Raw genomic sequence first — 21,620 nt, 5'->3', positions numbered from 1 at the left:
CAATACGGCCCGGCCGATCGGCGACTGTGCCTACGATGGCGGGGTGGCCACCGACGACGCCGGGCGGGCTGCACGGCGTGCCCGACGCAGACGAGTCGTTCGTGCCGGTACGCGCCCCGGGCGCGCACCGCGTAGCTGGCTGGCGGTCGTCGGAGCCCTGACCGCGGCGGTGACCGTGGCGTGCTCCTCCGGTTCCGGGGGCCACCCGGACCCGGTCGACCTCGATCGGGCCACCGACCAGGGACAACTTCCGTGGACCGAAGTGCTTCTTCCACCGCAGACGCCGACGACGGTCCCGTTCGGCCCACCCGGAACCGACCTGCCGGGCGAGCCCCGAGCCGCCGGTATCCGGGTGGTCGGCGACCGCGCCGGACTCTACGGCGGAAGCCCCGACCGCGTGCTCTGCGACCGGCAGCGCCTCGTCGACGACCTCGAGGGGGATCCGGCGAGGTTGGACGCCTGGTCGAGTGTGTTCCAGGTCGACGACGTGCGCAATTACGTCCGGACCCTCACCCCCGTCCTCCTCCGCGCGGACACCCGCGTCACCAATCACGGCTTCGACGACGGCCACGCGACGGCATTCCAGTCGGTGCTCCAGGCCGGGACCATCGTGCTGATCGACGACCACGGCGTTCCCCGCGTCCGGTGCATGCGCGGCAGCCCGTTGCTGTCCCCGGTGGTGAACCAGGACGCCGAAGTCGAGGGCGATCCGTGGCCGACATTCCAGCAGGACCGGCTGTACGTCGTGCAGCCCTCCAACCTGGCGATGACCGAAGTGGCCGTGGTCGACCTGATGACCGGGGGGCTGTCGACGGTGCCGATCGGCTCCGGCCCACAGCAGCCCGCGGAGCGCCCGAATCCGGTAGCTCCCGTGGAAGCCCAGGCGCCGGTGCCGGTTGTCGATTCGCCGCCCGCCGTGGTGCAGCAGGCAGCTCCCCGGCCCGCGCCCGTCCCCTCCCCGGAACCCGCGCCGCCGCCTCCGCCGCCACCACCGCCCCCGCCGCCGGCACCCGTCGCCGTGCCGCCGCCCGCACCCGAGCCGCCGGTGTACAACCCGCCGCCCGCGCCGGTGCCCGCTCCGCCGCAACAGATTCAGGTGCAGATACCGGGTCTGCCGCCGATCGTCATCCCGATTCCGAACTGACGCCCGCGCTCCGTCAGAGCGCGAGAAGGGCCGCGTGCGCCACGACCGCCTGGGTGAACAGCGTCCAGTCGTTGATGATGTGTGCGCCCGTCGAGACCCACAGGTTCTTGGTGCGGATGTACGCGAGCGTGAGCACCAGCCGGGCCCCGCCGATCACGATGAACGCCTGCGCGAAGTTCCAGTCGTAGGTCGGCAGATGTGCGGCGCCGAACCACACCGCGCTGATCAGCCAGGCCAGGACGATCGCCGTCTTCCGGGACAGCTTCGCCTTGGTGACCAGGAAGTACATCAGTGCGAGGAACGGGACGATGGTGAAGACTTCCTCGCCGACCAGTTGGATCCCGGTTCCCACGTAGAACGCGACGGTGTCGAGCGCACCGCCCTGGCCCGCGCTGTCGACGGCCTTGTTGGACGCCACCCCGAACAGTGCCTGCACGACCAACGCCAGTGCGATCGTGACGGCCAGATTCAGCAGCGCGAACCCGATCATCGTCAGGACGTCGCGGCCGCGCACCCTGCGGAACAGGGCGGTCCAGTGCTCGCGCGTCACCATCGCCAGCACGGTGAGCGGGATGCCGACGAACAGGATCCGCGGAATCAGCGCCACCAGATTGCCGGGTTGCGGGATGAGGACCAGGGCCGCGAAACCGACGGCGACCGACGCCCACATCAGAATCCACTGCCGCGCCGAGAGCGCGGTGGGGGTCCCGTCGTAGAACGGGAAGTCGGCGTCGTCGCGGCGCTCGATCAGGGGTCCGAAGCGGTCGCCGGGCGACGCCGGTTCATAGATGGGAACGGCACTGGATCCGGAAGCACCACTCATCGATTCGCCCCTCTGCGGTGGGTGGACGCGGGAGGCAATTTTCGCAGCAACAGCCTGCCGGTGCCACCCGGCGCGCCAGCTGTACTCGCAACGGACGGTGAACGGACGGAAACTTATCTATACCTGTGGTGAATTCAAACAACTTGTATTGACAAGTTGCGCGTCTGAGGACCAAGGTGGAATTCATGACACATCAACGACGCTACGACGTGGTGGTGGTCGGCGCCGGAATCCTCGGTCTCGCGCACGCTTACCACGCGTTCGATCGCGGACTGTCGGTGGCGGTGATCGATCATGCCGACCGCGTCGCGGGCGCATCCGTCCAGAACTTCGGCCACCTCTGCATCACCGCCCAGTCGGGTGTCGCCCGCGACTACGCGCTGGCCGGCCGGGAGCACTGGCTCGAACTGTCACGCAAGGCGGGGTTCTGGATCTCGGAGTCCGGAACGTATTGTGTGGCAAGCCGCGACAACGAAATGGCCGTCCTGACCGAGTTCGCGGACAGGCGCGGACCTGTCGAGGTGGAACTGCTGCCGCGCGAGCGGATCCTCGCCGCGCTCCCCGTCTCCGGCAGTCGCGTCGTCGGCGGCATGTACATGGCCGGCGACCTCCAGGTGGACCCGAGGGAAGCGGCCCCCGCCGTCGCGCGGTGGCTCGAGGCGTCCGGCGTCGACTACTTCTGGCGCACCGCCGCAACCGGATTCGACACCGGAGTGGTCCACACGTCGCGGGGCGATCTTCGTGCGGGGACGGTGTTCGTCACCGTCAACCACGACATCGACCGCCTGTTCCCGGAATCGGCCGAGAGTGGAGGGCTCGTACGGTGCCGGCTGCACATGCTGCGCGCGAGGATGCCGTTGCCGGCACCGTTGCCCGCACCGCTGTTCACCGGTTGGTCACTCGTGCGGTACCGCGGTTTCGCGGATCTGCCCGCGACGGCGGCACTAGCGGCGCGGTTGCGCGAGGAGCACCCCGACTACGCCGACCTCGACCTCCACCAGATGTACACCCCGCAGCCGGACGGCTCGATCCTGCTGGGCGACACCCACATCCGTGACGTCTCGGCGGAGCCGTTCCAGTCGGAGCGGGGATTCGAGGTGCTGATCCGCGAAGCCGCCGCCCTGTTCGGCGTCCCGGACGTCACCGTCACCGAGCGCTGGCAGGGCGTCTACGGCTCGGCCCCCGACTCGGAGTTCCTGATCGAGGAGCCGGTCGACGGGGTGCACGTCGTCACCGTCACCACCGGCATCGGCATGACGACCGGCATGGGTCTGGCGAAGGACCGGATCGACCACGTCTTCGGCCGCGAGTCCGCACCAGCGATCTAGCTATCCCACAGACACATTCACCGAACACCGAGAGGAACGCGACAATGGGAACACAGCACCGGGACATCAGCCTCGTCGTCTTCGACATGGCAGGCACCACCGTCGAGGACAGCGGGCTGGTGCAGCAGTCCTTCCTCGCCGCCGACGCACACGCCGGGCTGTCGAAGACGGACGACGACCGGCGGCGGATGCTCGAGTACGTCTCCGACACCATGGGCCAGTCCAAGATCGTCGTCTTCCGCCACCTCAGCGGCGGAAACGAGGAACAGGCGCAGGCGGCGAACAAGGAATTCGAACGCTGCTACGCGCAACTCGTCGACGACGGCCGGTGCAGCGCCGTTCCCGGCGCCGAGGAACTCCTCGGCTCGCTGCGGGAGCAGGGCATCAAGACGGCGCTCACCACCGGGTTCGCGCACGAGACGCAGATGTCGATCATCCGCGCGCTCGGCTGGGAGAACGTCGCCGACGTCGTGCTCTGCCCCGGTGACGGCGTCCGCGGCCGCCCCTTCCCGGACATGCCGCTGACCGCGCTGATGCGCGCCGGCGCCCCGTCCGTGCAGTCCATGGTGGTGCTCGGCGACACCACGTCGGACATCACCACCGGCCTGCGCGCCGGAGCGCTCGCCTCCGTCGGCGTCCTCACCGGCGCCCACGACGCCACCCAACTGTCCGAGGCCGGGGCCACCCACGTCCTCGACAGCGTCGCAGACCTGCCCGCTCTGCTCGACCGACTGCGCAGCGCCTGATCCGCCGATCAGAGACCGTTGCTGTCGCCCGACGGACTCCGCGGGTCGACGGTCCGGGCGTTCACGATGCTGAAGGCGACGAGGTCGGGCCGGTACCGGTCGTCGGCGTACTCGAAGATGTCGCCGTGCTGGTCCCGCGACGTCCGGCGTTCCCGCAGCAACGGGCTGCCGGGGGCGATGCCGAGATGTTCGGCCTCGGCCTGGGCGGCGGCGACGGCGTCGAGCACGTGCTCCATCGATTCGAACCGGACGCCGCGGGAGGTGAGGTAGTCGGTGATCGACCCGGAGTCGATGTCGAACTCGAACAGCAGGGAACCGACGCGGTCGGTGAACGTGCTCCGCTCGAGCATCGTCGGTTCGCCGTCGAGCAGGCGGACGCGGAGAACCTCGACGACGAAGTCGTCCGGGGCCGCTCCCAGTGCGCGGGCGGCAGGCTCGGACACCCGGCGTCGGGCGATCTCGAGTGTGCGGCTGCCCGCGGTGCGTCCGGTGCGGTGCGCCCACTGGGTGAACGGCGTGAACGTGTCCAGGGTCTGCGTGATGTCGTGGCTGCGGACCACAGCCGGCTTGCCCTGGGACAGCTGGATGAGCCCCTCGTTCTTCAACGTCGCGAGGGCCTGGCGCACCGGGCCGCGCGACACCTCGAATTCTGCGCACAGCATGCTCTCGCTCGGCAGTGACTCGCCCACCGCGTACCGCCGCTGCATGATGCGCTTCCGGAGCTGAACCGCGACGAACTCGTGACGGGAGCGTGCTTCCACCATTGCGCATCACCCCACTTCCCCGGTCGGTCGACGGTTACCACTGCGAATCAGGTGCATTCTAGTGGCGTCGCCGTTACGGTACACTGCGAGAACGCGTTCCAGCCGGTGGAGGGATTCGGAGCATGGCGACGTCGACGGAGCGATCGGTCACGGTCGACGGATTCCGTTGGCAGATCAGCGAACTGGGTGACGGTCCGCCCGTGATCCTGTGCCACGGGTTCCCGGGCCTCGGCTACAGCTTCCGGCACCAGATGCTGGCGCTCGCGGCGTCCGGGTACCGCGCGATCGCCCCGGATATGCCCGGCTACGGCGGCACCGACGTGCCCCGCGACATTGACGACTACACCAACGAGCGGGTGTCGGACGCACTGATCGGCCTGCTCGATGCCCTCGGACTCGACCGTGCCGTGTTCGTCGGCCACGACTTCGGCGCTCCGGTGGCCTGGACCGTCGCGCTGCGTCACCGCGAACGCGTGTCCGGGCTGGTGCTGCTGTCCGTTCCCTACATGCCCGATCGGTTCCCACTGCGCCCGTCGGAACTCTATGCGTCGCTGGCGCGCAAGCACTTCCTGCACATCCACTACTTCCAGGAACCGGGTGTCGCCGACCGCGAACTCGACGGCGACCCCCGCGGCTTCCTCCAGCGGCTGTTCTACGCCTTGTCGGGCGACTACCGCTACCTGGACATCTGGCAGCACCCGTCGGAGGGCAACGGGTACCTGGACGTGCTGCCCGACGCCCCACCACTGCCGTGGTCGTGGCTGACGGAGGACGAATTCGAGCACTATGTGGAGGTCTTCTCCCGGACGGGATTCACCGGTGGCCTGAACTGGTACCGGGCGTACGACGCCAACTGGGAACGCTCCGCGAGAGTCCGGGTCGCCCAGATCGAGGTGCCGACGCTGTTCGTGGCCGGTGCACGCGATCCAGTCCTCGCGATGAGCGGTGCGCAGGCCCTCGACCGGATGCGCGACACCGTTCCCGACCTGCGCGGCATCCACCTCCTCGACGGCGCCGGCCACTTCGTCCAGCAGGAACGGGCCGAAGAGGTGAACGAGTTGTTGCTCAGCTTCGTCGCAGGCTGAGCAGGCTGAACAGCCTGAACAGACGCCGCCGCGTCGGTGCGGGCAGTGTGCCGGGCTCTCCGGCCCCACCGGACCGCTTGCGCAGCAATGCCTTCGATGCGGTGTCGAGTGCGTCGCGGTCGAATCCCTCGGGTGGCTCCCCCGACGCGACGAGGGCTCGCACCAGCGCCGCCTGCCGATCGGCCAGCCCCGTCACGGCCAGCTCCATTCGGCGCCCCGGGTGATCCGCTCGACGCCGGCCGCGTCCGCTATCGCATCCAGTTCGCCGAACAATTCCGAGGCGGGCGGGTAGTTGCCGTCGCGCTCGAGCATGATCGCGGGGGCGCCCCCGGTTACCCACTGCCGGACCAGGTCCAGCACCTCGACGGGCACCGGGTCGGTGTGGGTGTCGTGGTACGCGCCGTCACGTTCGGACCCACCGGCGACGTGGCAGTACGCCACGCGTTCGAGCGGCAGTCGACGGAGTTCCTCGGCGGCGTCGCGGCCGCGGTTGCGGGCGTTCGCGTAGACGTTCGCGACGTCCAGCAGCAGGTGGACCCCGGTGCGTTCGACCAGTTCGGCCAGGAACTCGCCCTCGGTGTACTCGTCGTCCGGCCAATCGAACAGGGCCGCGATGTTCTCGACGGCCAGGGGCACCGGCAAACTCTCCTGCGTGCGCCGGACGTTGCGCACCAACACGTCCAGGGCCTCTGCCGAGCGCGGCACCGGCAGCAGGTGTCCGGCCTCGAGACCGCCCGCCCGCACGAACGCGACGTGCTCGCTGACGAGTGGCGCACCGAGCGCGTCGGCGCACCGCGCGAGGTGGTCGATCCGGCGCTGCTCGACGGGCTCGGCACCACCCAGCGAGAGTGAAATGCCGTGCGGGACGACGGGAACCCCCAGCGACCGCAGTTCGTCGGGAACGTCGACCCCGCGTCGGCGGGCGGGCAGCGACTCCGCGATCACCTCGCAGAACTGCAGGCCGTCGAGTCGGTCGATGATCCCGCAGATCTCCGGCCGCCAGCCGATGCCGAGGCCCGGCTCGATCAGTGCGGTCATCCCCCGCACCCACCGCCGCCGCAGCCACCTCCACCGCCGCAGGAGGAGCCCCCACCGTCGCTGCTGCCACCGTCGCCGCCGCTGCTGCTGCTGTCGGAGATGCCGGCCGCGCTCGCGAACCCCGGCGAGAAAAGGGCGAGGGAACCCATCCCGAACAGCGCCGTCGACAGCGCGATCGGCGTCGGACCGTATGCGGTCGGGGACGGGCGCATCCGCGGCGACAGGTACGAGTGTTCGCGGCGCAGTCGCTGCAATTCCGCCGTCCCCTGGCGTGTCCTGCGGCCGGTCCGGCGAACCAGTTCGCGGGAGGCCGCCAGTAACACCACCGCGACGAGCAGGAATCCGATCGGCTTGCCCGCGGCGAACCCGGCGGCGAGGCGTGCGACGCCGACGGCCATGACGACGAGGATCGGGATCGTCGCCCGGCGGTTCCACGTCTTCTGCTCGGGTCCGGTGAGCAGTCCCTGCGCGACCAGGGTGGTTCGCAACTCGTCGAGTGGGGCCCGCAACCGGCCCGGGAGCCCGAGGTTGCCGAGGGCGCCGCGCCTGGAGGCGAGTTCGTCGTAGACGGCGCGCGTGAACCACCCGAGGGCGTTGTCGGGGACACCCCACGCCCGCAGGATCGTGCCGTCGTCGGAGATGATGCCGGCTCCCCGCAACAGCGTCAGGGATGCGGCGATGGCGCGATCGTCGCTGGTCAGCATGCCGGTCTGCACCGGATCGAGGCGGACGTGGGCGGTCGCGGCGGAGGGGGTGAAGCTGGAACGGAGGAACACAGCAATCCCGACCGAGAGTACGGCGGCGGCCACGTAGATCACCAGGAAGGTCTCGCTCGGTATCCCCCACGTAGCGGATTCGTTGTACATCACACACCACCTTTCAACCGCGTTGTCCGACAGTCGATCTCAGTATCAGTACGATTGTCCCACATGCACCCGCCGGAAGCCGATCGTCACCGTTCCGTTATCGGGATCCTGGGAATTCGCCGTGGGGTGGGCTGTGGGAGCATCGTTCGCATGACGTCACCGGGTGCCGCACTGTCGTATGTCGAACTGCTCGATGCTGTTGCCGAATCGCAGCGGACGGTCGAGGCGGCGCTCGCGGGCTTGACCGACGATCAGGCGCGGGGGCCGTCGCTGCTGCCGGGGTGGAGCCGGGGACACGTCGTCACGCACCTCGCGAGGAACGCCGATGCGCTCAACCGATTCGCCGTCGGGGTGCTCACCGGCGAGGCGGCGCCCGAGATGTATCCGGGCGGCCCAGCCGCGCGGGCCGCGGCGATCGAAGAGGGGGCCGGACGTCCGGCGGAACTACTGGTGGCCGATTTCCGCTTCGCGGGACGGCGGGTGATCGAGTCGCTGCGCGGGATCACCGAAGATCTGTACGAGACGCCGGTGAACTGGCGTCAGCAGGTGCCGGCGCGTCAGGTGCCGGTGCTGCGGTGGCGTGAACTCGAGATCCACCACGTGGACCTCGGCCTCGACTACACGGCGGCCGACTGGCCGGAACTTTTCGTCGAGCACACCTTGGAATCGGAGCTACCCGCGCTGGCGGCCGGGCATCCGGAGGTCCGGGCGCCGGAACTTCCGCGCACCGAACTGCTGGCCTGGGTCATCGGACGCCCCACGCGGGAGGGCCTGCCGCCCGTTGCCGCGTGGCCGTTCTGACCGTCAGGCGTATTCGACGCTCTCGAACGTGTCGGCGTCGTCGAGCGCGTCCCAGATGATCGCGTAGCGCTTGTGGGTCATCTCGTCGGCATCGACGAGGAGGGCGTCGAACAGAGCCTTCGGGTTCTCCTGCCACGACTGCACGAGAGCCGCGACCGCCTGCGGCGTGAACAGACCGGACCGGGCTGCCGCCTCGATCCACTCGTCGAAGTCGCCGCCGTGAATCCGCTCGACCGCGTCCCGATCGACCTCGCCGTCACCGAGATCGAGAGTGAACATCGTCGCGAAGACGTCGCCGTCGACCGCGACGGCGGTGTCGCTGTGCATACGCTGTTCGGTGTTCATCGTGGGGATACCTCCTGGGAGCCGGTTCGCTGGACCCGACTCGCGTTTGGGACTTCTGCTGATGAGTAGAACTGTAGGGCGACTGATTGTGAGCAGCTTAAGGCCTTTGTGTGAGATCAATCTGTGATGTATCTCACGCAGGTTTCTCCGCTGTCAGCGCACCCTCAGCACGACTTCTGTGGGGTGCGCGTCACGCGGCGTCTCCACCGCCGTACGCACGGCTTTTGCGACGGTCGACGGCTGCAGGTACTTCTCCGGCCGGTACTCGTCGCCCTCGCCGGCCACGATGGCACGCTGCATATCGGTGTCGATCCGGCCGGGGTGAACAGATGTGACGCGAAGTAACGGCTCTTCGAGCCGCAGCGCGTCCCCGAACGCCCGGAGCGCGAATTTGCTCGCCGCATACGACGCCCAGCCGGCGTTCGCGCGGATGCCGGCACCCGAGTTGATGAGCACCACGTGGCCGCCCGCGGCGCGCAGGGCGGGCAGCAGCAGTCGCGTCAGTTCGGCCACCGCGATGACGTTCGCCTCGAGCGTGTGCCGCCACTGTTCGACGGTCGACTCCGCGACGGTCGCGAGATCGGCGACGCCGGCGTTGTGGACGAGGACGTCGAGCCGGACGATCGGTGCGCACGCCGCCGCCACCGCGTCGTAGTCGGTCAGCTCGACCGGCCAGGGTGTCGCGGCCGGCAGTTCGTCGAGGATGCCGGTCAGCGACCCGGCCGACCGGGCGCCGAGCAGAAGCTCGTGGGTCGGTGCGAGTTCGCGGGCGATGGCGGCTCCGAGGCCACGGCTGGCGCCGGTGATCAGGGCTGTGGGCATGCGAAAAAGGCTATCGCCCTGTGAGTACTTGTTAACCGCCGGCGGTTAACAAGTACTCACAGGGCGGACCAGTAATGCCACCTCAGGTCATGGATCGCGATCACCGGTCCGTCCGGGCGCCGGTCGACGTACTGCGGATACTTCGCGGCCAAAACGTCGAGCGCGGCGGTGCCCTCGTCGGAGTCCGGGTCGAGGATCCGGGCCCGGCCGTCGACGCGCACCCACCACAGGTGGTCCCAGTTCTCGTCGTAGTGATCCACCAGCAGGGTGACGGCGGGGTTGCCGGAGATGTTCTTCAGGCGCCGCAAGGCCGTGGTGCGTTTGGGTTTGTGATCGACGCAGGAATAGATGGCGTCGGAGTCGAGCGCGAAGACGAGCGGGACGAGGTGCGGCACGCCGTCCGCCCCGACCGTGGCGAGCCGGGCGACGCGGGCGGCAGCGAATCGTGCGACGGCGTCCATCACGGTTCCATCAGGTAGTCGCCGCTCACCGGTTCGGGGAGCGCGGGGATGCCCAGCGGGCGCTTGAAGTACGCCCACGGGAACCACAACGTCCCGACCTTCTGCCAGCCGTCGGCCTCGAGTTTCTCGCGGCTCGCGAGCGCTGACGCTCGGGTGTGCTCCCACTGTTCGTCGGACTTGCGGACGGTGTGGAACAGGGTGCCGAATCCGACGGAGTGCCAGCCGTACGAGCCGGCGCGGTTGAGGATGCGCATCTCGTTGAACGCGGTCAGTGGGGTGAGCCGGCGGGTGCGGCCGTCCGGGTCCGGGTCGGGGGCGTCGCCGATCCGTTTGCCGAAGCGTTGTTGCGCCGCCTGCCGCGACATGCCGAGGGCGGCACCGACCGTGTCCCAGCTGTGGCCGGCGGAGCGGGCGGCGGCGATCGCGGAGATCAGCAGTTCGTCGACCGACTCCCGCGCCTGCGATGTGAGCCGGACGAGGGCCAGGTAGGCGGCGGGGTCGTGGTCGAGCCCCGGGTCGATCTCGGGGTCCGCCTTGGCGATCGCGTCCGACAGCAGCTGGGTGAGCGCGACATCCGACATCTGTCAAGTATTGGTTGACAAGATGCGCTCTGTCAACAAAAAGTTGACTAGCCGGTGACGAGGGTGATGCCGAGGGCGAGCATCAGCGCGGCGATCCCGGCGTCGAGCACGCGCCACGCGTTCGGGCGGGCGAACACGCGATGCAGGAACTGGGCGCCGTAGCCAAGCGCGAGGAACCAGGTGACACTCGCGGTGGCGGCGCCGAGTCCGAACAGCCACCGCCCCGAATCGCCCTGGTTGTTGGCCACCGAGCCGAGCATCAGCACCGTGTCGAGGTAGACGTGCGGGTTGAGCCACGTGAGCGCGAGGCAGGTGAGGATCGACGTCGCGAGGGTCGCCGATCCGACTTCCATCGTGGCGTCCAGCCTTCCGGGGCGCAGAGCGCGACGGGCGGCGAGCACGGCATAGGAGACGAGGAATGCCGCTCCCGCCCAGCGGATCACGGTGATGGCGGCGGGAGCGTGCGCGAGGACGGCCCCGATTCCGCTGATCCCGACGGCGATGAGCGCGACGTCGGACACCGCGCACAGCACGACCACCGGCAGAACGTGCCTGCGGACGATCCCCTGCCGCAGGACGAACGCGTTCTGCGCGCCGATCGCGACGATCAGCGACAGGCCGGTGCCGAAGCCGGCCGCCGCCGTGAGCAGGGCAGAGGTGAGGTGCATGGCAACCACGCTACGAATCCCACCGCCATCAATCCAGCTAATTATCCTTCATTGCCATTAGCATTGCTTCATATGGATCTGGACCTGGCCGCTCTCCGCACGTTCGCTGCCGTGATCGACGAAGGCACCTTCGACGCCGCCGCCCGGGTACTGCACATCACGCCGTCCGCGGTGAGCCAGCGGATCAAGGCGCTCGAGCAGCAGGTGGGACGCGTCCTGGTGCAACGGGCCAAGCCGGTCCGGGCCACCGACTCCGGGCACGTCGTGCTCACGCTCGCCCGCCAGATGGCGCACCTCGAGCGCGAGGCCATGTCTTCCCTCAATCCTGAAGAGGCCGCGACGAGCACGCTGCCGCTCGTCGTCAACGCGGATTCGCTGTCCACGTGGATGATTCCGGCTCTCGCCCGGCTGGCGCCGGAGTACCGGGCGCTGTTCCACCTGCACCGGGAGGACGAATTCCACTCGACCACCCTGCTGCGGGAGGGCACGGTGATGGCCGCCGTGACGTCCGTCCCCGAGGCGGTGCAGGGCTGCACCGTCGAGAAGCTGGGGTCGATGCGGTACCGCGCGCTGTGCAGCCGCGACTACGCCGAACGCTGGCTCCCCGACGGCCCGACCGCGGACGCCCTCGCGGTGGCGCCGATGCTCGACTTCGATCGCAAGGACGAACTGCAGGCCCGGTTCCTGCGCGGATTCACCCGGCGCCGGGTGCAGCCGCCGCGGCATTTCGTGCCCGGGTCCTCGGCGTTCTCCGACGCCGTCCGCTACGGACTGGGCTGGGGACTGCTGCCGGAGTTGCACACCGGCGACGACCACGGTCTCGTGGAACTCGACCCGTCCCGTCCGATCGACGTTCCGCTGTACTGGCAGCGGTGGAAGCTGGATTCGCCCATTCTCGCGGCGCTCACGACCGCGGTCCGGGACGGGGCGCGCGAAGCGTTGCGGTGACGTCCGGGTGGGCGCAACACTGGAGTCATGGACGCCGACAGCCCGATGGACCCGGTGCAGGCCCTGCGCGAGACAGCGTTCTGGCTCGAACGGTCGCGGGCGGAGACGCACCGCGTGAAGGCGTATCGGCGGGCGGCCGACGTGGTCGCCGAACTGTCCGACGAGCAGCGGGACGTCCGCGGGCGCACCGACAGCTGGAAGGACCTGCCGGGCATCGGGCCGAAGACGGCGACGGTGATCCGGGAGTCGCTCGACGGGGTGCCCGTCTATCTGGCGGAACTGCGGGAGAACGCGGAGCCGATCGGCGGCGGCGCGCTGCGTCAGGCGCTCAAGGGCGACCTGCACACCCACTCGGACTGGTCGGACGGCGGCAGTCCGATCGACGAGATGATGCGCAGCGCGGCTCTCATCGGCCACGAATACTGCGCTCTGACAGATCATTCCCCGCGGCTGACGGTCGCGAACGGGCTGTCGGCGGAGCGGCTGCGGTCGCAGCTGGAGGTCATCGCCGAGCTGAACGAGGAACTCGCGCCGTTCCGCATCCTCACCGGCATCGAGGTCGACATCCTCGAGGACGGGTCGCTCGATCAGGATCCGGACCTGCTCGACGAACTCGACATCGTCGTCGCCAGCGTGCACTCCAAGTTGCGGGCGGAACGCGGCGCGATGACCAGGCGGATGGTCAGAGCCGTCGAGAATCCGCTGGTGGACGTGCTGGGCCACTGCACGGGGCGGCTCGTCGAGGGCGGGCGCGGGACCAGGCCGGAGTCGACGTTCGACGCCGAGCAGGTGTTCACCGCCTGCCGCGACCACGGCACCGCCGTCGAGATCAACAGCCGTCCCGAGCGCCGTGATCCTCCGAGCCGGCTCATCGATCTGGCCATGGACCTGGGATGCCTGTTCTCCATCGACACCGACGCGCACGCCCCGGGTCAACTCGCCTGGCAGGGTTACGGATGCGAGCGTGCCATGCGGTGCGGGGTCGACGCCGACCGCGTCGTGAACACGTGGTCCGCCGACGATCTGCTGGAGTGGGCCAAGTAGCACCTGTGCGTGGGTAAGGAGTCCAGGGACTCGTTACGCACGCACGGGCCGAAGGCCCATCGTGAGCATCCCGCTCCCCGCCCCCGCGATTTCGCCTGCGGCGGGTGCTAATTCGGCTCGAGCCCGTTCGATCAGCCGAGCGTCGCCGACGGCGGCCGCGGCGTGTTCGATCAGAGACCACAGCGCCTCGACGAGCAGATCGCGCGGCGGTTCGGGCATCCGGCGCAGGGCGGCAGCCGCGTCGTCCGGGCGACCGTCCGCCAGCAGGAGGTGGGGCCGCGCCCACGGCCCGTACGGTCCCCACTCGGTGTCGGCGTCGAACGTCGCCGGCAGGCCCCGCGACACCCGCAGGCACAGCAGTGCCAGCGGCAGGATCCCGTGCTCGAGGCCGGGCATCCCGCTGCCGTCGAGGAGCTTCGCCGCCGCCCGGTAGCCGGCCTCGGCGTCCGCGTCGGACGCGCCCGTCGCCGCCGCGCGCATCGCCCGGTACCACGTCGTGAACACGGCGACGAGCGGTCGCTCGTGCCGTGCGGCCAGGTCGTCCGCGGCGGCGGCGTGCTCGTCGGCGCCGGCGAAGTCGCCGAGCGCCCCGAGCGCCTGCAGCCGAACGAGATGCCCGAGTACCTCGAAATTCACGAACCCGTGGCGGGCCGAGAGCGTGATCAGTTCCCGGCCGATCGCGTCCCGCTCGGGGGCGAGGCCCGAACGGTGGAACGTGTGCATGAAGACGCCGTTCAGCGCGGAGGCGAGCAGCGCCGGGTCGTCGAGTGCGCGGGCGATCGCCTCGGACTCCCGGGCGGCCCGCAACCCGCGGTCGCCCGGTGTCCCGCGGGACTCCAGGGCGATCGTGGCCAGCAGCCGAGCGCGGGCGGTGTCGTGGACGCCGGTCGACAACCGCGCGAGCGTGCGTTCGGCGGCGGCGACGATCAGGGCCGCCTGCTCCGGGTCGTCGGATCGCGTCCAGATGGCGGGGACGTCGTAGGCCCCGATCACGCGGGCGGTGAGTTCGGGGTCGCCCAGTCGTTCGGCGGCGACGATCGTCGCGAGCCGTTGCTCCCGGGCCGCCGCGAGACCGCCGCCGCCTGCCACGGCGAGGCTGCGCAGCAACCCGACCGTCGATTCGAGCCGCGCCCGGGCACCGGACGCCACGGTGCGGTCGTAGGCAGCGGCTGCCCGCTCCCACATCCGGTCGGGGTCGAGTTCGAGGCGGTCGTCGCGGCGCAGGATGTCGGTCTCCAGGGACGTCAGCTGCGGGCTCGGGTCGATTCCCAGCTCCTCGGCGAGCAGCTCCCGCGCCCGGCGCAACACGGCCAGCGCCTCACCCTGGCGGCCGGAGCGGTAGAGGGCGAGGGCCAGCAGCCGCCATGCCCCTTCCCGCCAAGGGTGTTCGGCCACAAAGGCATCGAGGTCCGGCACGGCCTCGGCGGCGAGCCCGACGGCCAGCCGGGCCTCCGCCCGCCGCTCCACCGCGGACAGTCGCAACTCCTCGAGCCGCGTCCTGTCGGCGTGGGCCCACGATTCCCCGGCGAACTCCGCGTACGACGGGCCGCGCCACCACCCCAGCGCTTCCTCCAACAGCTCGAGCGCCCGCCCCGGTGCGGCGGTCGCGGCCTCGGCGACCGCGTGCTCGAACCGCCACGCGTCCACGGACTCCGGGCCGGCCCGAAGCGCGTACCCGGGGCCGTCGGTGACGAGCAGCCTCGCGGCGGTACGGGCCGCGCGCTGCGGCTCGAGGGCGCGTCGCAGCGCCGAGACGAACGTCCGGACCGCGCCCTTCGCTCCGGCGGGTGGGTCGACCCAGAGGTCGTCGACGATGACGCCGACCGGGACGACCCGTCCGCGGGCGACGATCAGACGGGCGAGCACCGCCCGGTGACGTGGGCCCTTCAGCTCGACGGGGCCGCCCGCCTCGTCCCACGCGACCACCGGCCCCAGCACACCGAACGTAGGAGTCACCCCGCCACGGTATAGCGCTCATCGAATGCTCATCGACCGCCCCGAGACTGGACGAGAACCACCCCGAGCACGGAAGGCCACCACCCATGACCCCAGTCATCCCCGGATTCGACTACCAGCGCGTGACCGTCGCCGACGACGTGGACCTGCACGTCGCGGTCGGCGGTTCCGGCAGCCCGATCGTCCTGCTGCACGGCTTCCCGCAGACGCACCTCATGTGGCGGCACGTCGCCACCGGCCTGGCCGCCGACCACACCGTCATCTGCCCGGACCTGCGCGGCTACGGCGCCAGCGGCAAACCTGCCGAGACGGACGGCACCGTCTATTCGAAGCGGACGATGGCCGCCGACGTCGTCGCGCTCGCGAAGGAACTGGGCCACGACCGGTTCGCGCTGGCCGGGCACGACCGCGGCGCGCTGGTCGCCATCCGCGCCGGACTCGACCACCCCGATGCGATCAGCCATCTCGCATCGCTCGACGTGCTGCCCACGTTGGACATGTGGGACATCCTGCACGGCGCGGACGCCGCGGTCGCGTTCCACCTGTACCTGATGGCGCAGCCGCCCGGACTGCCGGAGCAAATGATCGGCGCGAGCGCCGACGCCTTCTTCGGCCACTTCCTCGACGCCTGGACCGCTGATCCAGACGCGATGCCCGCCGACGTGCGTGCGGAGTACCTGCGGGCGTCCCGCGACGCCGTGCCGTCCATCGTCGCCGACTACCGGGCGTCCGCGGGCATCGACGTCGAACACGACCGGGCGGACCGGGCAGCCGGGAACCACCTGCGGATGCCCGTCACCGTCGTCCAGCAGGACTGGGGCAGCGTGCTCGGCTACGACGCCGCGGGCCTCTGGCGGGCCTGGGCACCCGACCTGGTGCACGACACCCTCGCCGCGGGTCACTTCATGGCGGAGGAAGCGCCCGGGGACATCGTCGACGCGCTGCGTGCGCTTCTGAAGAGGTAGACGCCGAAACAGGTTGTGCAGCAGCATCATAGATGCAGTGAGCGTGGCGGCGTAGAATCGCCGGGGAGCCTGGTCGGCCGTCACGGCCGACACTTCGGCACGATCGGGAGGTATTCATGCGCACCGACGGCGATTCCTGGGACATTGTCAGCAGCGTGGGGCTCACGGCCCTGGGGGTGGCGACGTTCCGGGCGCTGGAAACCGGCCGTCCCGATGCCCTGATCCGCGACGACTACGCGCCATGGTTCGTGGAGGCCGCGGGCGAACCGCATTTCACCGGGCTGCTGGCCGACCCGTCCTCGCTGGGAGACACACCGTTCTCCGGATTTATGGGGTTCCGGACGCGGTTCTTCGACGAATTCTTCCTCACGGCCGCGGCGGACGGAGTGTCGCAGGCGGTGATCCTCGCAGCCGGGTTGGATGCGCGGGCGTATCGCCTCGACTGGCCGGCGGGCACGACGGTGTTCGAGGTCGATCAGCCGAAGGTGCTGGAGTTCAAGGGCGAAGTGCTGTCCGAGCACGATGCGCGGCCCAAGGCCGATCGCCGCGCGGTGCCGGTCGATCTCCGGGACGATTGGCCGGCCGCCCTCGACGCCGCAGGCCTCGACCGCGGCAAACCCACCGCGTGGTCGGCCGAGGGACTGCTGGCGTACCTGCCGGGCGCGGCCCACGACGCGCTGTTCGAGCGGATCGACGAACTGTCGAGCCCGGGTAGCCACATCGCTGTGGACAACTTCGCGCCGGGCACCGACGCGAAGCGTTTCGACGAGATCAGGAAGAAGTATTTCGACAAGGACCCGTTCGGCGACCTCGACATCACCCAGTTGTTCTACGGCGACGAGCGCGCCGACCCGGAGCACTGGCTGACCGAGCACGGCTGGTCGGTGCGGAGTTATTCTCCGTTCGCGCTGGCCGAGTCGTACGGCAGGCCCGCGCCCGAACTCCCGGAGGAACTCGCGCACCTGGCCGACCGTGCGACCTACCTGACGGCAGTGAAGACCGGCGGCTGAGTCAGCCCCGCTCGGCGGCGAGTTCCTCGAACAGCGTCGGGTCGTGGGCGGAGAAGACCCGGACCCGCGGGGCCACCTGATTGTTCAGTTCCCGGAGCCGGCGGTGGTTGCCCCGGATCTTCGAACGGTCCACCGCGATCAGCTCTTCCATCACCCGCAGGGCGCGGCCTGCGGTTCCCGGCGGCACCTGCCCGGGGGCGGCAACGGTGCTGCGGTGGTAGAATGCGTCGCCCGCATGCAGCAGCCAGCCGCGGTCGCCGGTGTCGACGGCCACCGCCGCGTGACCCCGGGTGTGCCCGGGCATCGGGACGAGCACGATGCGGTCGCCGACCCCGTCGATCGGGTGGGCGTCGGAGAAGCCGAGCACGGATTCGCCCGGCCCCGAATAGGTGTGCGTCCTCGGGCGCGGGGTGAGCTGGGCGGGGCGGTACCGCACCTTCTCGCGGAACGACGAACGTCCTTCCGACGCAGCCTCTTCCGCGGCGGTGGTGTGCAGGGTGGCATTCGGGAAGTCGGCGACCCCGCCGATGTGGTCGAAGTCGAGGTGCGTCGCGACGATGTGGGTCACGTCCGAGGGATCCAGCCCCAGCTTGCCGAGTTGGCGGACCGCCGTCTCCGACTCGCGGAACCGGGCGCCGGTCAGCTTCGCGTACTTGCCGACGCGACCGATGGGGTCGGCGACATCCGCCAGCCCGAAACCGGAGTCGACGAGCACGATGCCCGCGTCGGTCTCGCATGCCAGCACGTGACACACCAACCGCCCGATGAGCGCCGAGGAGAACGAACCGCAATTGAGGTGATGTACCCGCATGGGCGTTCACGCTAGCGGAGTCGGCGTTCGCGGGCGCCCGATTACACCGCGACCGGGGACGACGCCTGCGCCCAGAACCGTTTCGGTATCCGGCCGGCGGTCCGGGCGCGGCGTCCGGCCGTGACCGCCCCGGCCATCGCCGCCGCCATCAGCGGCGGGTCCGACGCCCTCGTCACCGCGGAGGCGAGCAGGACGGCGTCGCAGCCGAGTTCCATCGCCAGCGCCGCATCGCTCGCGGTGCCGATCCCGGCGTCGAGAATGACCGGGATGTCCGTGCGCGCGACGATCATCTCGATGTTGCGGGGATTGGAGATGCCGAGCCCGGTCCCGATCGGCGACCCGAGGGGCATCACGGCGGCGCACCCGGCGTCGACCAGGCGCTGCGCGAGCACCGGGTCGTCGTTGGTGTACGGCAGCACGACGAAGCCGTCGTCGACGAGTTGTTCTGCTGCGGAGACGAGTTCGATCCCGTCGGGGAGGAGCGTGCGCTCGTCGGCGATCACCTCGAGCTTGATCCAGTTGGTGCCCAGTGCCTCCCGGGCCAGCTGAGCCGTCAGCACCGCCTCCGCGGAGCCTCGGCACCCGGCGGTGTTCGGCAACAACGCGATGCCCAGCCGATCCAGCAGCTCGAGCAGTCCGGTTCTCCCTATGGCATCCACCCGGCGCATCGCCACCGTCGTCAGTTCGGTGCCCGAGGCGATCAGCGCCTCTTCGAGAACCGCCAGGTTGGCCGCACCCCCGGTGCCCATGACCAGTCGCGACGAGAAGTCCCGGCCCGCGATCGTGAGTGCGTCGGGGTGATTGCGCATAGGTACCTCTCCGATCGGGTTGAGTACCCGAACCCTACGGTCGAACCGTCTCCGACGTCAGAGCCACTTGTGTGCTGCGTCATAGGTCCAGATTGGACCCCTGCGTCGCCGTTCTTCTGGATCTTCTGGACCCGTACCAGATGCCGCAGAGTTGTCGGTCAGATGAGCTGAGTGGCACATGCCGCGACGTCACGATCGGAGCAGACATGAACACGTTGGTCGCCGGCAGGAACCGCACCGCGAGGTCGAGGGAGGAGCAGCGCCTGGCAGCGGAACTGGAGGATGCCCGGCGCCGCATCATCGAACTCATGGGGCAACTCGCCGAAACGGTGCGCAGCCGTGACGCTTTGAGCGACCGGATGCAGGTGATGGCGTGGAATGCCCGGTGGGGCCGTGAATCCGTCGGGTTCGGCGGACTCTGATCCGGGCGCTACAGCCACGTGGTCGGGCGGATCAGATTCGCGAGATCCACCAGCGTGTACCGGTGCCTGCGCTCGGGCGCCTTGCGGGCGAGGGCCCGGAGCGCCGCCTCCGCCCCGGTGCGCAGACCGCGCTCGGTGAACGGCACCCCGAGGATCCTCGTCGCCTCGGGCACACCGCCCGCATGTAGCCAGTCCACGGCCACGCCGAGAACGAGCACACGGGTCTGGAGTGCGCGACGCTCGTCGTGGGCGAGCAGTTCGACTCTTCGGGCCGCCTCCTGCAGATCCCGTTCGCTCACCTCCGCGAGGGGCCGATCGTGGACGAGCATCAGCACACTCGTCAACCGCGCCTCGGCGTAGTGCCGGGACGTCGGTGGCACCTCGTCGAGCGCCTCCACCGCGTTCACCCGGTCGTCGCGGTGCTCGAGTTGCCGTGCCAGGCCGAACGCCGCACTGACCGCGCCGTGATCGGTGCGCCACACCGTGCGGTAGTACTTCTCGGCGGTTCCGCGCCACCGCCCGAGGTTCTCGGCGGCGCGGTATTCGCACCACATCTCGGACGTCGCCGCGAGCGCGAGTTTCGGGGCCTCCTCGCCCGGCAGCGCCGTCAGGACCGAATCGAAGCGGGTGAACGCCTCCTCGAAGTCGCCGCCCACCAGGGCACACAGCCCGGTGTGCCAGTCGACGCGCCACGTGTCCTCGAGTTCGTGGTCGAGGGATTCGAGGATGGTGGCGGCATCACGCGGCTGCCCGAGGTCGAGGTGTGCGCGCACCTCGGCGAGCGGGATCTCGATGCTCGTGGACTCCACGCCCTCCTTCGCCGCCACCTCCTTGGCCCGGTGCAGCGAATCGAGGAGTTCCCGCGGCCTGCTGTGCACGACGGACAGCAGCGGGGCCGCCGGATCGTCCGGGTCCACCAACGGAATCGGCAGTGCCCGAACGATGCTCATCGCGCTGATACGTTCGTCCCGGCGATGCCCGTCCACGTAGACGTCGGTGCGGCTGATCGTGAGGTCGGTCCCGAACGTCGTGCGCTGCGGGCTGAAACGGTGGGACAGTCCCGGCTGCGGGTTTCCGGTCCGCTGCGCCCGCACCTCACGCAGAACACCCTCGAGCTGCGTCGACATCTCGTCGGCCGACGCGAAACGCTTGGCCGGGTCGGGGTGGATGGACCGCAGCAGCAGCCGTTGGTAGAACTCGTATTCCGCCAGCAGCGGCGCCGCCTCGGGTGACGGCAGGCCGTCGACGTAACAGCCCCCGGCGGTGGGCATGTCGAGGGTCAGCACGGCGAGCGTCCGCCCGACGGTGTAGATGTCCGAGGCGACGGTGGGCCCGGTGGTGGCGATCTCGGGGGCTTGGTAACCCTGTGTGCCGTAGATGTATCCGTGATCGCCGATCCTGGCGACCGCGCCCATGTCGATGAGCTTGAGCTGGTCGTAGTCGTCGCCGATCATGATGTTCTCGGGTTTGAGGTCGTTGTACACCAGCCCCATCGAGTGCAGGTATCCGAGCGCAGGCGTGACCTCGAGGAGGTAGCGGATGGCATGCTCCACCGGCAGCCTCGGTTTCGGGTCGTCGGGCGCCGCGTCCTCCTTCAGCTCGGTGAGCACGTCCCGTAGGGTCCGGCCCCGGACGTACTCCATGACGATGTAGCCGACGGGATTGCCGTCCATTCCGGGGTGTTCGACGAAGTTGTAGATCTTCACGATGCTCGGGTGCGTCACCTCGGCGAGGAACCGGCGCTCGGCGAGAGCCACTTCCTGGGCTTCGGGGTCGCCCGAATGCAGCAGGCCCTTGAGGACGACCCAGCGGTCGCTGACGTTGTGGTCGAGCGCGAGGTAGATCCAGCCGACGCCGCCGTGGGCGAGGCACCCGAGGACCTCGTACTGACCCGCCACCAACTCGCCCGCCTCCAGTTGGGGGGCGAACGAGAAAACGGTCCCGCAGTGCGTGCACACCCCCTCCGTGTCACCCGGCCGCGCCGCGGTGGAACGTCCGACCGGCCGCTTGCACCGGTCGCAGTACCGTTTGTGCTCGGCGAGAACCGGATTGGTCAGGAGCATCGACAGGTCGGAGGTGTGTGCGGCGTCCGGCACCGTGCGGGACGACGGGACCTCGTCCTCGTCGTCGTCCGCGAACGGATCGAACCGCACTCCGCGTGTGGATTCCGGTTCGTCCATCGG

At 69.8% G+C, this 21,620-nt stretch carries 24 protein-coding genes; 10 read left to right on the top strand and 14 right to left on the bottom strand.

All coding sequences use genetic code 11. The annotated features are described in order from the left end of the window. Positions 1-43: 43 nt before the first annotated feature. A complete protein-coding gene (locus tag I1A62_RS26620) occupies positions 44-1,144 on the top strand; it encodes a DUF6777 domain-containing protein (RefSeq protein WP_124394290.1) in 1,101 nt (366 codons plus the stop codon). A gap of 13 nt (positions 1,145-1,157) precedes the next feature. On the opposite strand, the gene I1A62_RS26615 is transcribed toward I1A62_RS26620, so the two are convergent. Next, positions 1,158-1,967: a CPBP family intramembrane glutamic endopeptidase gene (locus I1A62_RS26615; RefSeq protein ID WP_219455269.1), complete on the bottom strand. Its 810-nt coding sequence runs from the start codon at positions 1,965-1,967 to the stop codon at positions 1,158-1,160. Positions 1,968-2,152: 185 nt separating this feature from the next. Between I1A62_RS26615 and I1A62_RS26610 the strand changes: the two genes are divergently transcribed. Together I1A62_RS26610 and I1A62_RS26605 are read left to right on the top strand one after the other, a co-directional pair. Beyond that, a complete protein-coding gene (locus tag I1A62_RS26610; RefSeq protein ID WP_219455267.1) occupies positions 2,153-3,295 on the top strand; it encodes a TIGR03364 family FAD-dependent oxidoreductase in 1,143 nt (380 codons plus the stop codon). 44 nt (positions 3,296-3,339) lie between these two features. Next, positions 3,340-4,041 carry a phosphonatase-like hydrolase gene (locus I1A62_RS26605; RefSeq protein ID WP_124394293.1) on the top strand — a complete coding sequence of 234 codons (702 nt, stop codon included), beginning with the start codon at positions 3,340-3,342 and terminating at the stop codon, positions 4,039-4,041. 8 nt (positions 4,042-4,049) lie between these two features. On the opposite strand, the gene I1A62_RS26600 is transcribed toward I1A62_RS26605, so the two are convergent. After that, a complete protein-coding gene (locus I1A62_RS26600; protein ID WP_124394294.1) occupies positions 4,050-4,805 on the bottom strand; it encodes a GntR family transcriptional regulator in 756 nt (251 codons plus the stop codon). A 122-nt stretch (positions 4,806-4,927) separates the two neighbouring features. On the opposite strand from I1A62_RS26600, the gene I1A62_RS26595 reads away from it, so the two are divergent. Then, complete coding sequence (locus I1A62_RS26595) at positions 4,928-5,890, top strand: alpha/beta fold hydrolase (protein ID WP_124394295.1); 963 nt, start codon at positions 4,928-4,930, stop codon at positions 5,888-5,890. Here the strand turns inward: I1A62_RS26595 and I1A62_RS26590 are convergent. Genes I1A62_RS26590 through I1A62_RS26580 form a run of 3 tightly spaced genes read right to left on the bottom strand, consistent with a single transcriptional unit; the run spans position 5,871 to position 7,794 of the window. Then, positions 5,871-6,086 (bottom strand): hypothetical protein, encoded by a 216-nt coding sequence (locus tag I1A62_RS26590; RefSeq protein WP_192582012.1) that lies wholly within the window; start codon positions 6,084-6,086, stop codon positions 5,871-5,873. The genes I1A62_RS26595 and I1A62_RS26590 overlap by 20 nt on opposite strands. Then, positions 6,083-6,928 (bottom strand): DUF692 domain-containing protein, encoded by an 846-nt coding sequence (locus tag I1A62_RS26585; protein WP_219455266.1) that lies wholly within the window; start codon positions 6,926-6,928, stop codon positions 6,083-6,085. The genes I1A62_RS26590 and I1A62_RS26585 overlap by 4 nt, the downstream gene beginning before the upstream one ends. Continuing rightward, positions 6,925-7,794: a TIGR04222 domain-containing membrane protein gene (locus I1A62_RS26580; protein ID WP_219455264.1), complete on the bottom strand. Its 870-nt coding sequence runs from the start codon at positions 7,792-7,794 to the stop codon at positions 6,925-6,927. The genes I1A62_RS26585 and I1A62_RS26580 overlap by 4 nt, the downstream gene beginning before the upstream one ends. A gap of 150 nt (positions 7,795-7,944) precedes the next feature. On the opposite strand from I1A62_RS26580, the gene I1A62_RS26575 reads away from it, so the two are divergent. Then, positions 7,945-8,595: a maleylpyruvate isomerase family mycothiol-dependent enzyme gene (locus tag I1A62_RS26575; RefSeq protein WP_219455263.1), complete on the top strand. Its 651-nt coding sequence runs from the start codon at positions 7,945-7,947 to the stop codon at positions 8,593-8,595. Between the two features lie 3 nt (positions 8,596-8,598). Here the strand turns inward: I1A62_RS26575 and I1A62_RS26570 are convergent, their stop codons facing one another. The 5 genes from I1A62_RS26570 to I1A62_RS26550 all read right to left on the bottom strand — a co-directional run bounded on the left by I1A62_RS26570 (position 8,599) and on the right by I1A62_RS26550 (position 11,472). Next, positions 8,599-8,940 carry a hypothetical protein gene (locus tag I1A62_RS26570; protein WP_087558615.1) on the bottom strand — a complete coding sequence of 114 codons (342 nt, stop codon included), beginning with the start codon at positions 8,938-8,940 and terminating at the stop codon, positions 8,599-8,601. A 153-nt stretch (positions 8,941-9,093) separates the two neighbouring features. Continuing rightward, positions 9,094-9,762 (bottom strand): SDR family oxidoreductase, encoded by a 669-nt coding sequence (locus I1A62_RS26565; RefSeq protein WP_219455261.1) that lies wholly within the window; start codon positions 9,760-9,762, stop codon positions 9,094-9,096. 56 nt (positions 9,763-9,818) lie between these two features. Further along, positions 9,819-10,223: a TIGR03668 family PPOX class F420-dependent oxidoreductase gene (locus I1A62_RS26560; protein WP_124394820.1), complete on the bottom strand. Its 405-nt coding sequence runs from the start codon at positions 10,221-10,223 to the stop codon at positions 9,819-9,821. Beyond that, entirely contained in the window at positions 10,223-10,804 is a 582-nt protein-coding gene (locus I1A62_RS26555) for a hypothetical protein (protein ID WP_124394821.1), read from the bottom strand. Before I1A62_RS26555 ends, I1A62_RS26560 begins: the two co-directional genes overlap by 1 nt. A gap of 47 nt (positions 10,805-10,851) precedes the next feature. After that, a complete protein-coding gene (locus tag I1A62_RS26550) occupies positions 10,852-11,472 on the bottom strand; it encodes a LysE/ArgO family amino acid transporter (RefSeq protein WP_219455260.1) in 621 nt (206 codons plus the stop codon). A 72-nt stretch (positions 11,473-11,544) separates the two neighbouring features. Between I1A62_RS26550 and I1A62_RS26545 the strand changes: the two genes are divergently transcribed. Both I1A62_RS26545 and I1A62_RS26540 read left to right on the top strand, forming a co-directional pair. Then, positions 11,545-12,420 carry a LysR family transcriptional regulator ArgP gene (locus I1A62_RS26545; protein ID WP_219455258.1) on the top strand — a complete coding sequence of 292 codons (876 nt, stop codon included), beginning with the start codon at positions 11,545-11,547 and terminating at the stop codon, positions 12,418-12,420. A gap of 45 nt (positions 12,421-12,465) precedes the next feature. After that, on the top strand, positions 12,466-13,464 hold the full coding sequence (locus I1A62_RS26540; protein WP_124394882.1) for a PHP domain-containing protein: 999 nt from the start codon (positions 12,466-12,468) through the stop codon (positions 13,462-13,464). 33 nt (positions 13,465-13,497) lie between these two features. Here the strand turns inward: I1A62_RS26540 and I1A62_RS26535 are convergent, their stop codons facing one another. Further along, the gene (locus I1A62_RS26535) at positions 13,498-15,420 is read right to left on the bottom strand and encodes a BTAD domain-containing putative transcriptional regulator (protein WP_257890545.1); all 1,923 of its coding nucleotides are present in this window, start codon (positions 15,418-15,420) and stop codon (positions 13,498-13,500) included. 86 nt (positions 15,421-15,506) lie between these two features. On the opposite strand from I1A62_RS26535, the gene I1A62_RS26530 reads away from it, so the two are divergent. Further along, positions 15,507-16,385: an alpha/beta fold hydrolase gene (locus I1A62_RS26530; protein ID WP_219455256.1), complete on the top strand. Its 879-nt coding sequence runs from the start codon at positions 15,507-15,509 to the stop codon at positions 16,383-16,385. Between the two features lie 116 nt (positions 16,386-16,501). Next, the gene (locus I1A62_RS26525; protein ID WP_219455255.1) at positions 16,502-17,395 is read left to right on the top strand and encodes a class I SAM-dependent methyltransferase; all 894 of its coding nucleotides are present in this window, start codon (positions 16,502-16,504) and stop codon (positions 17,393-17,395) included. Position 17,396: 1 nt separating this feature from the next. Here the strand turns inward: I1A62_RS26525 and I1A62_RS26520 are convergent, their stop codons facing one another. Both I1A62_RS26520 and I1A62_RS26515 read right to left on the bottom strand, forming a co-directional pair. Continuing rightward, positions 17,397-18,206: an MBL fold metallo-hydrolase gene (locus tag I1A62_RS26520; RefSeq protein WP_219455253.1), complete on the bottom strand. Its 810-nt coding sequence runs from the start codon at positions 18,204-18,206 to the stop codon at positions 17,397-17,399. A gap of 41 nt (positions 18,207-18,247) precedes the next feature. Beyond that, complete coding sequence (locus I1A62_RS26515; RefSeq protein ID WP_219455251.1) at positions 18,248-19,015, bottom strand: thiazole synthase; 768 nt, start codon at positions 19,013-19,015, stop codon at positions 18,248-18,250. A 206-nt stretch (positions 19,016-19,221) separates the two neighbouring features. Between I1A62_RS26515 and I1A62_RS26510 the strand changes: the two genes are divergently transcribed. Then, on the top strand, positions 19,222-19,437 hold the full coding sequence (locus tag I1A62_RS26510) for a hypothetical protein (RefSeq protein ID WP_219455250.1): 216 nt from the start codon (positions 19,222-19,224) through the stop codon (positions 19,435-19,437). A gap of 8 nt (positions 19,438-19,445) precedes the next feature. On the opposite strand, the gene I1A62_RS26505 is transcribed toward I1A62_RS26510, so the two are convergent. After that, positions 19,446-21,617 (bottom strand): serine/threonine-protein kinase, encoded by a 2,172-nt coding sequence (locus I1A62_RS26505; protein WP_219461455.1) that lies wholly within the window; start codon positions 21,615-21,617, stop codon positions 19,446-19,448. Positions 21,618-21,620: the final 3 nt, after the last annotated feature.

The sequence above is a fragment of the Rhodococcus sp. USK10 genome (assembly GCF_019378875.1).
In the GTDB taxonomy this organism is placed as follows: Bacteria; Actinomycetota; Actinomycetes; order Mycobacteriales; family Mycobacteriaceae; genus Rhodococcus_F; species Rhodococcus_F pseudokoreensis.
The sequence above is the reverse complement of the archived record's forward strand: the minus strand, read 5'-3'. Positions and strand labels throughout refer to the sequence as shown.

Bases quoted from the DNA above. Each gene is read 5' to 3' on its own strand.
- I1A62_RS26560 (WP_124394820.1), bottom strand. From the start codon at position 10,223: ATGGACGCCGTCGCACGATTCGCTGCCGCCCGCGTCGCCCGGCTCGCC.
- I1A62_RS26505 (WP_219461455.1), bottom strand. From the start codon at position 21,617: ATGGACGAACCGGAATCCACACGCGGAGTGCGGTTCGATCCGTTCGCG.
- I1A62_RS26525 (WP_219455255.1), top strand. From the start codon at position 16,502: ATGCGCACCGACGGCGATTCCTGGGACATTGTCAGCAGCGTGGGGCTC.
- I1A62_RS26510 (WP_219455250.1), top strand. From the start codon at position 19,222: ATGAACACGTTGGTCGCCGGCAGGAACCGCACCGCGAGGTCGAGGGAG.
- I1A62_RS26545 (WP_219455258.1), top strand. From the start codon at position 11,545: ATGGATCTGGACCTGGCCGCTCTCCGCACGTTCGCTGCCGTGATCGAC.
- I1A62_RS26570 (WP_087558615.1), bottom strand. From the start codon at position 8,940: ATGAACACCGAACAGCGTATGCACAGCGACACCGCCGTCGCGGTCGAC.
- I1A62_RS26585 (WP_219455266.1), bottom strand. From the start codon at position 6,928: ATGACCGCACTGATCGAGCCGGGCCTCGGCATCGGCTGGCGGCCGGAG.
- I1A62_RS26575 (WP_219455263.1), top strand. From the start codon at position 7,945: ATGACGTCACCGGGTGCCGCACTGTCGTATGTCGAACTGCTCGATGCT.
- I1A62_RS26600 (WP_124394294.1), bottom strand. From the start codon at position 4,805: ATGGTGGAAGCACGCTCCCGTCACGAGTTCGTCGCGGTTCAGCTCCGG.
- I1A62_RS26605 (WP_124394293.1), top strand. From the start codon at position 3,340: ATGGGAACACAGCACCGGGACATCAGCCTCGTCGTCTTCGACATGGCA.
- I1A62_RS26515 (WP_219455251.1), bottom strand. From the start codon at position 19,015: ATGCGCAATCACCCCGACGCACTCACGATCGCGGGCCGGGACTTCTCG.
- I1A62_RS26615 (WP_219455269.1), bottom strand. From the start codon at position 1,967: ATGAGTGGTGCTTCCGGATCCAGTGCCGTTCCCATCTATGAACCGGCG.
- I1A62_RS26555 (WP_124394821.1), bottom strand. From the start codon at position 10,804: ATGTCGGATGTCGCGCTCACCCAGCTGCTGTCGGACGCGATCGCCAAG.
- I1A62_RS26540 (WP_124394882.1), top strand. From the start codon at position 12,466: ATGGACCCGGTGCAGGCCCTGCGCGAGACAGCGTTCTGGCTCGAACGG.
- I1A62_RS26610 (WP_219455267.1), top strand. From the start codon at position 2,153: ATGACACATCAACGACGCTACGACGTGGTGGTGGTCGGCGCCGGAATC.
- I1A62_RS26520 (WP_219455253.1), bottom strand. From the start codon at position 18,206: ATGCGGGTACATCACCTCAATTGCGGTTCGTTCTCCTCGGCGCTCATC.
- I1A62_RS26530 (WP_219455256.1), top strand. From the start codon at position 15,507: ATGACCCCAGTCATCCCCGGATTCGACTACCAGCGCGTGACCGTCGCC.
- I1A62_RS26595 (WP_124394295.1), top strand. From the start codon at position 4,928: ATGGCGACGTCGACGGAGCGATCGGTCACGGTCGACGGATTCCGTTGG.
- I1A62_RS26565 (WP_219455261.1), bottom strand. From the start codon at position 9,762: ATGCCCACAGCCCTGATCACCGGCGCCAGCCGTGGCCTCGGAGCCGCC.
- I1A62_RS26580 (WP_219455264.1), bottom strand. From the start codon at position 7,794: ATGTACAACGAATCCGCTACGTGGGGGATACCGAGCGAGACCTTCCTG.
- I1A62_RS26550 (WP_219455260.1), bottom strand. From the start codon at position 11,472: ATGCACCTCACCTCTGCCCTGCTCACGGCGGCGGCCGGCTTCGGCACC.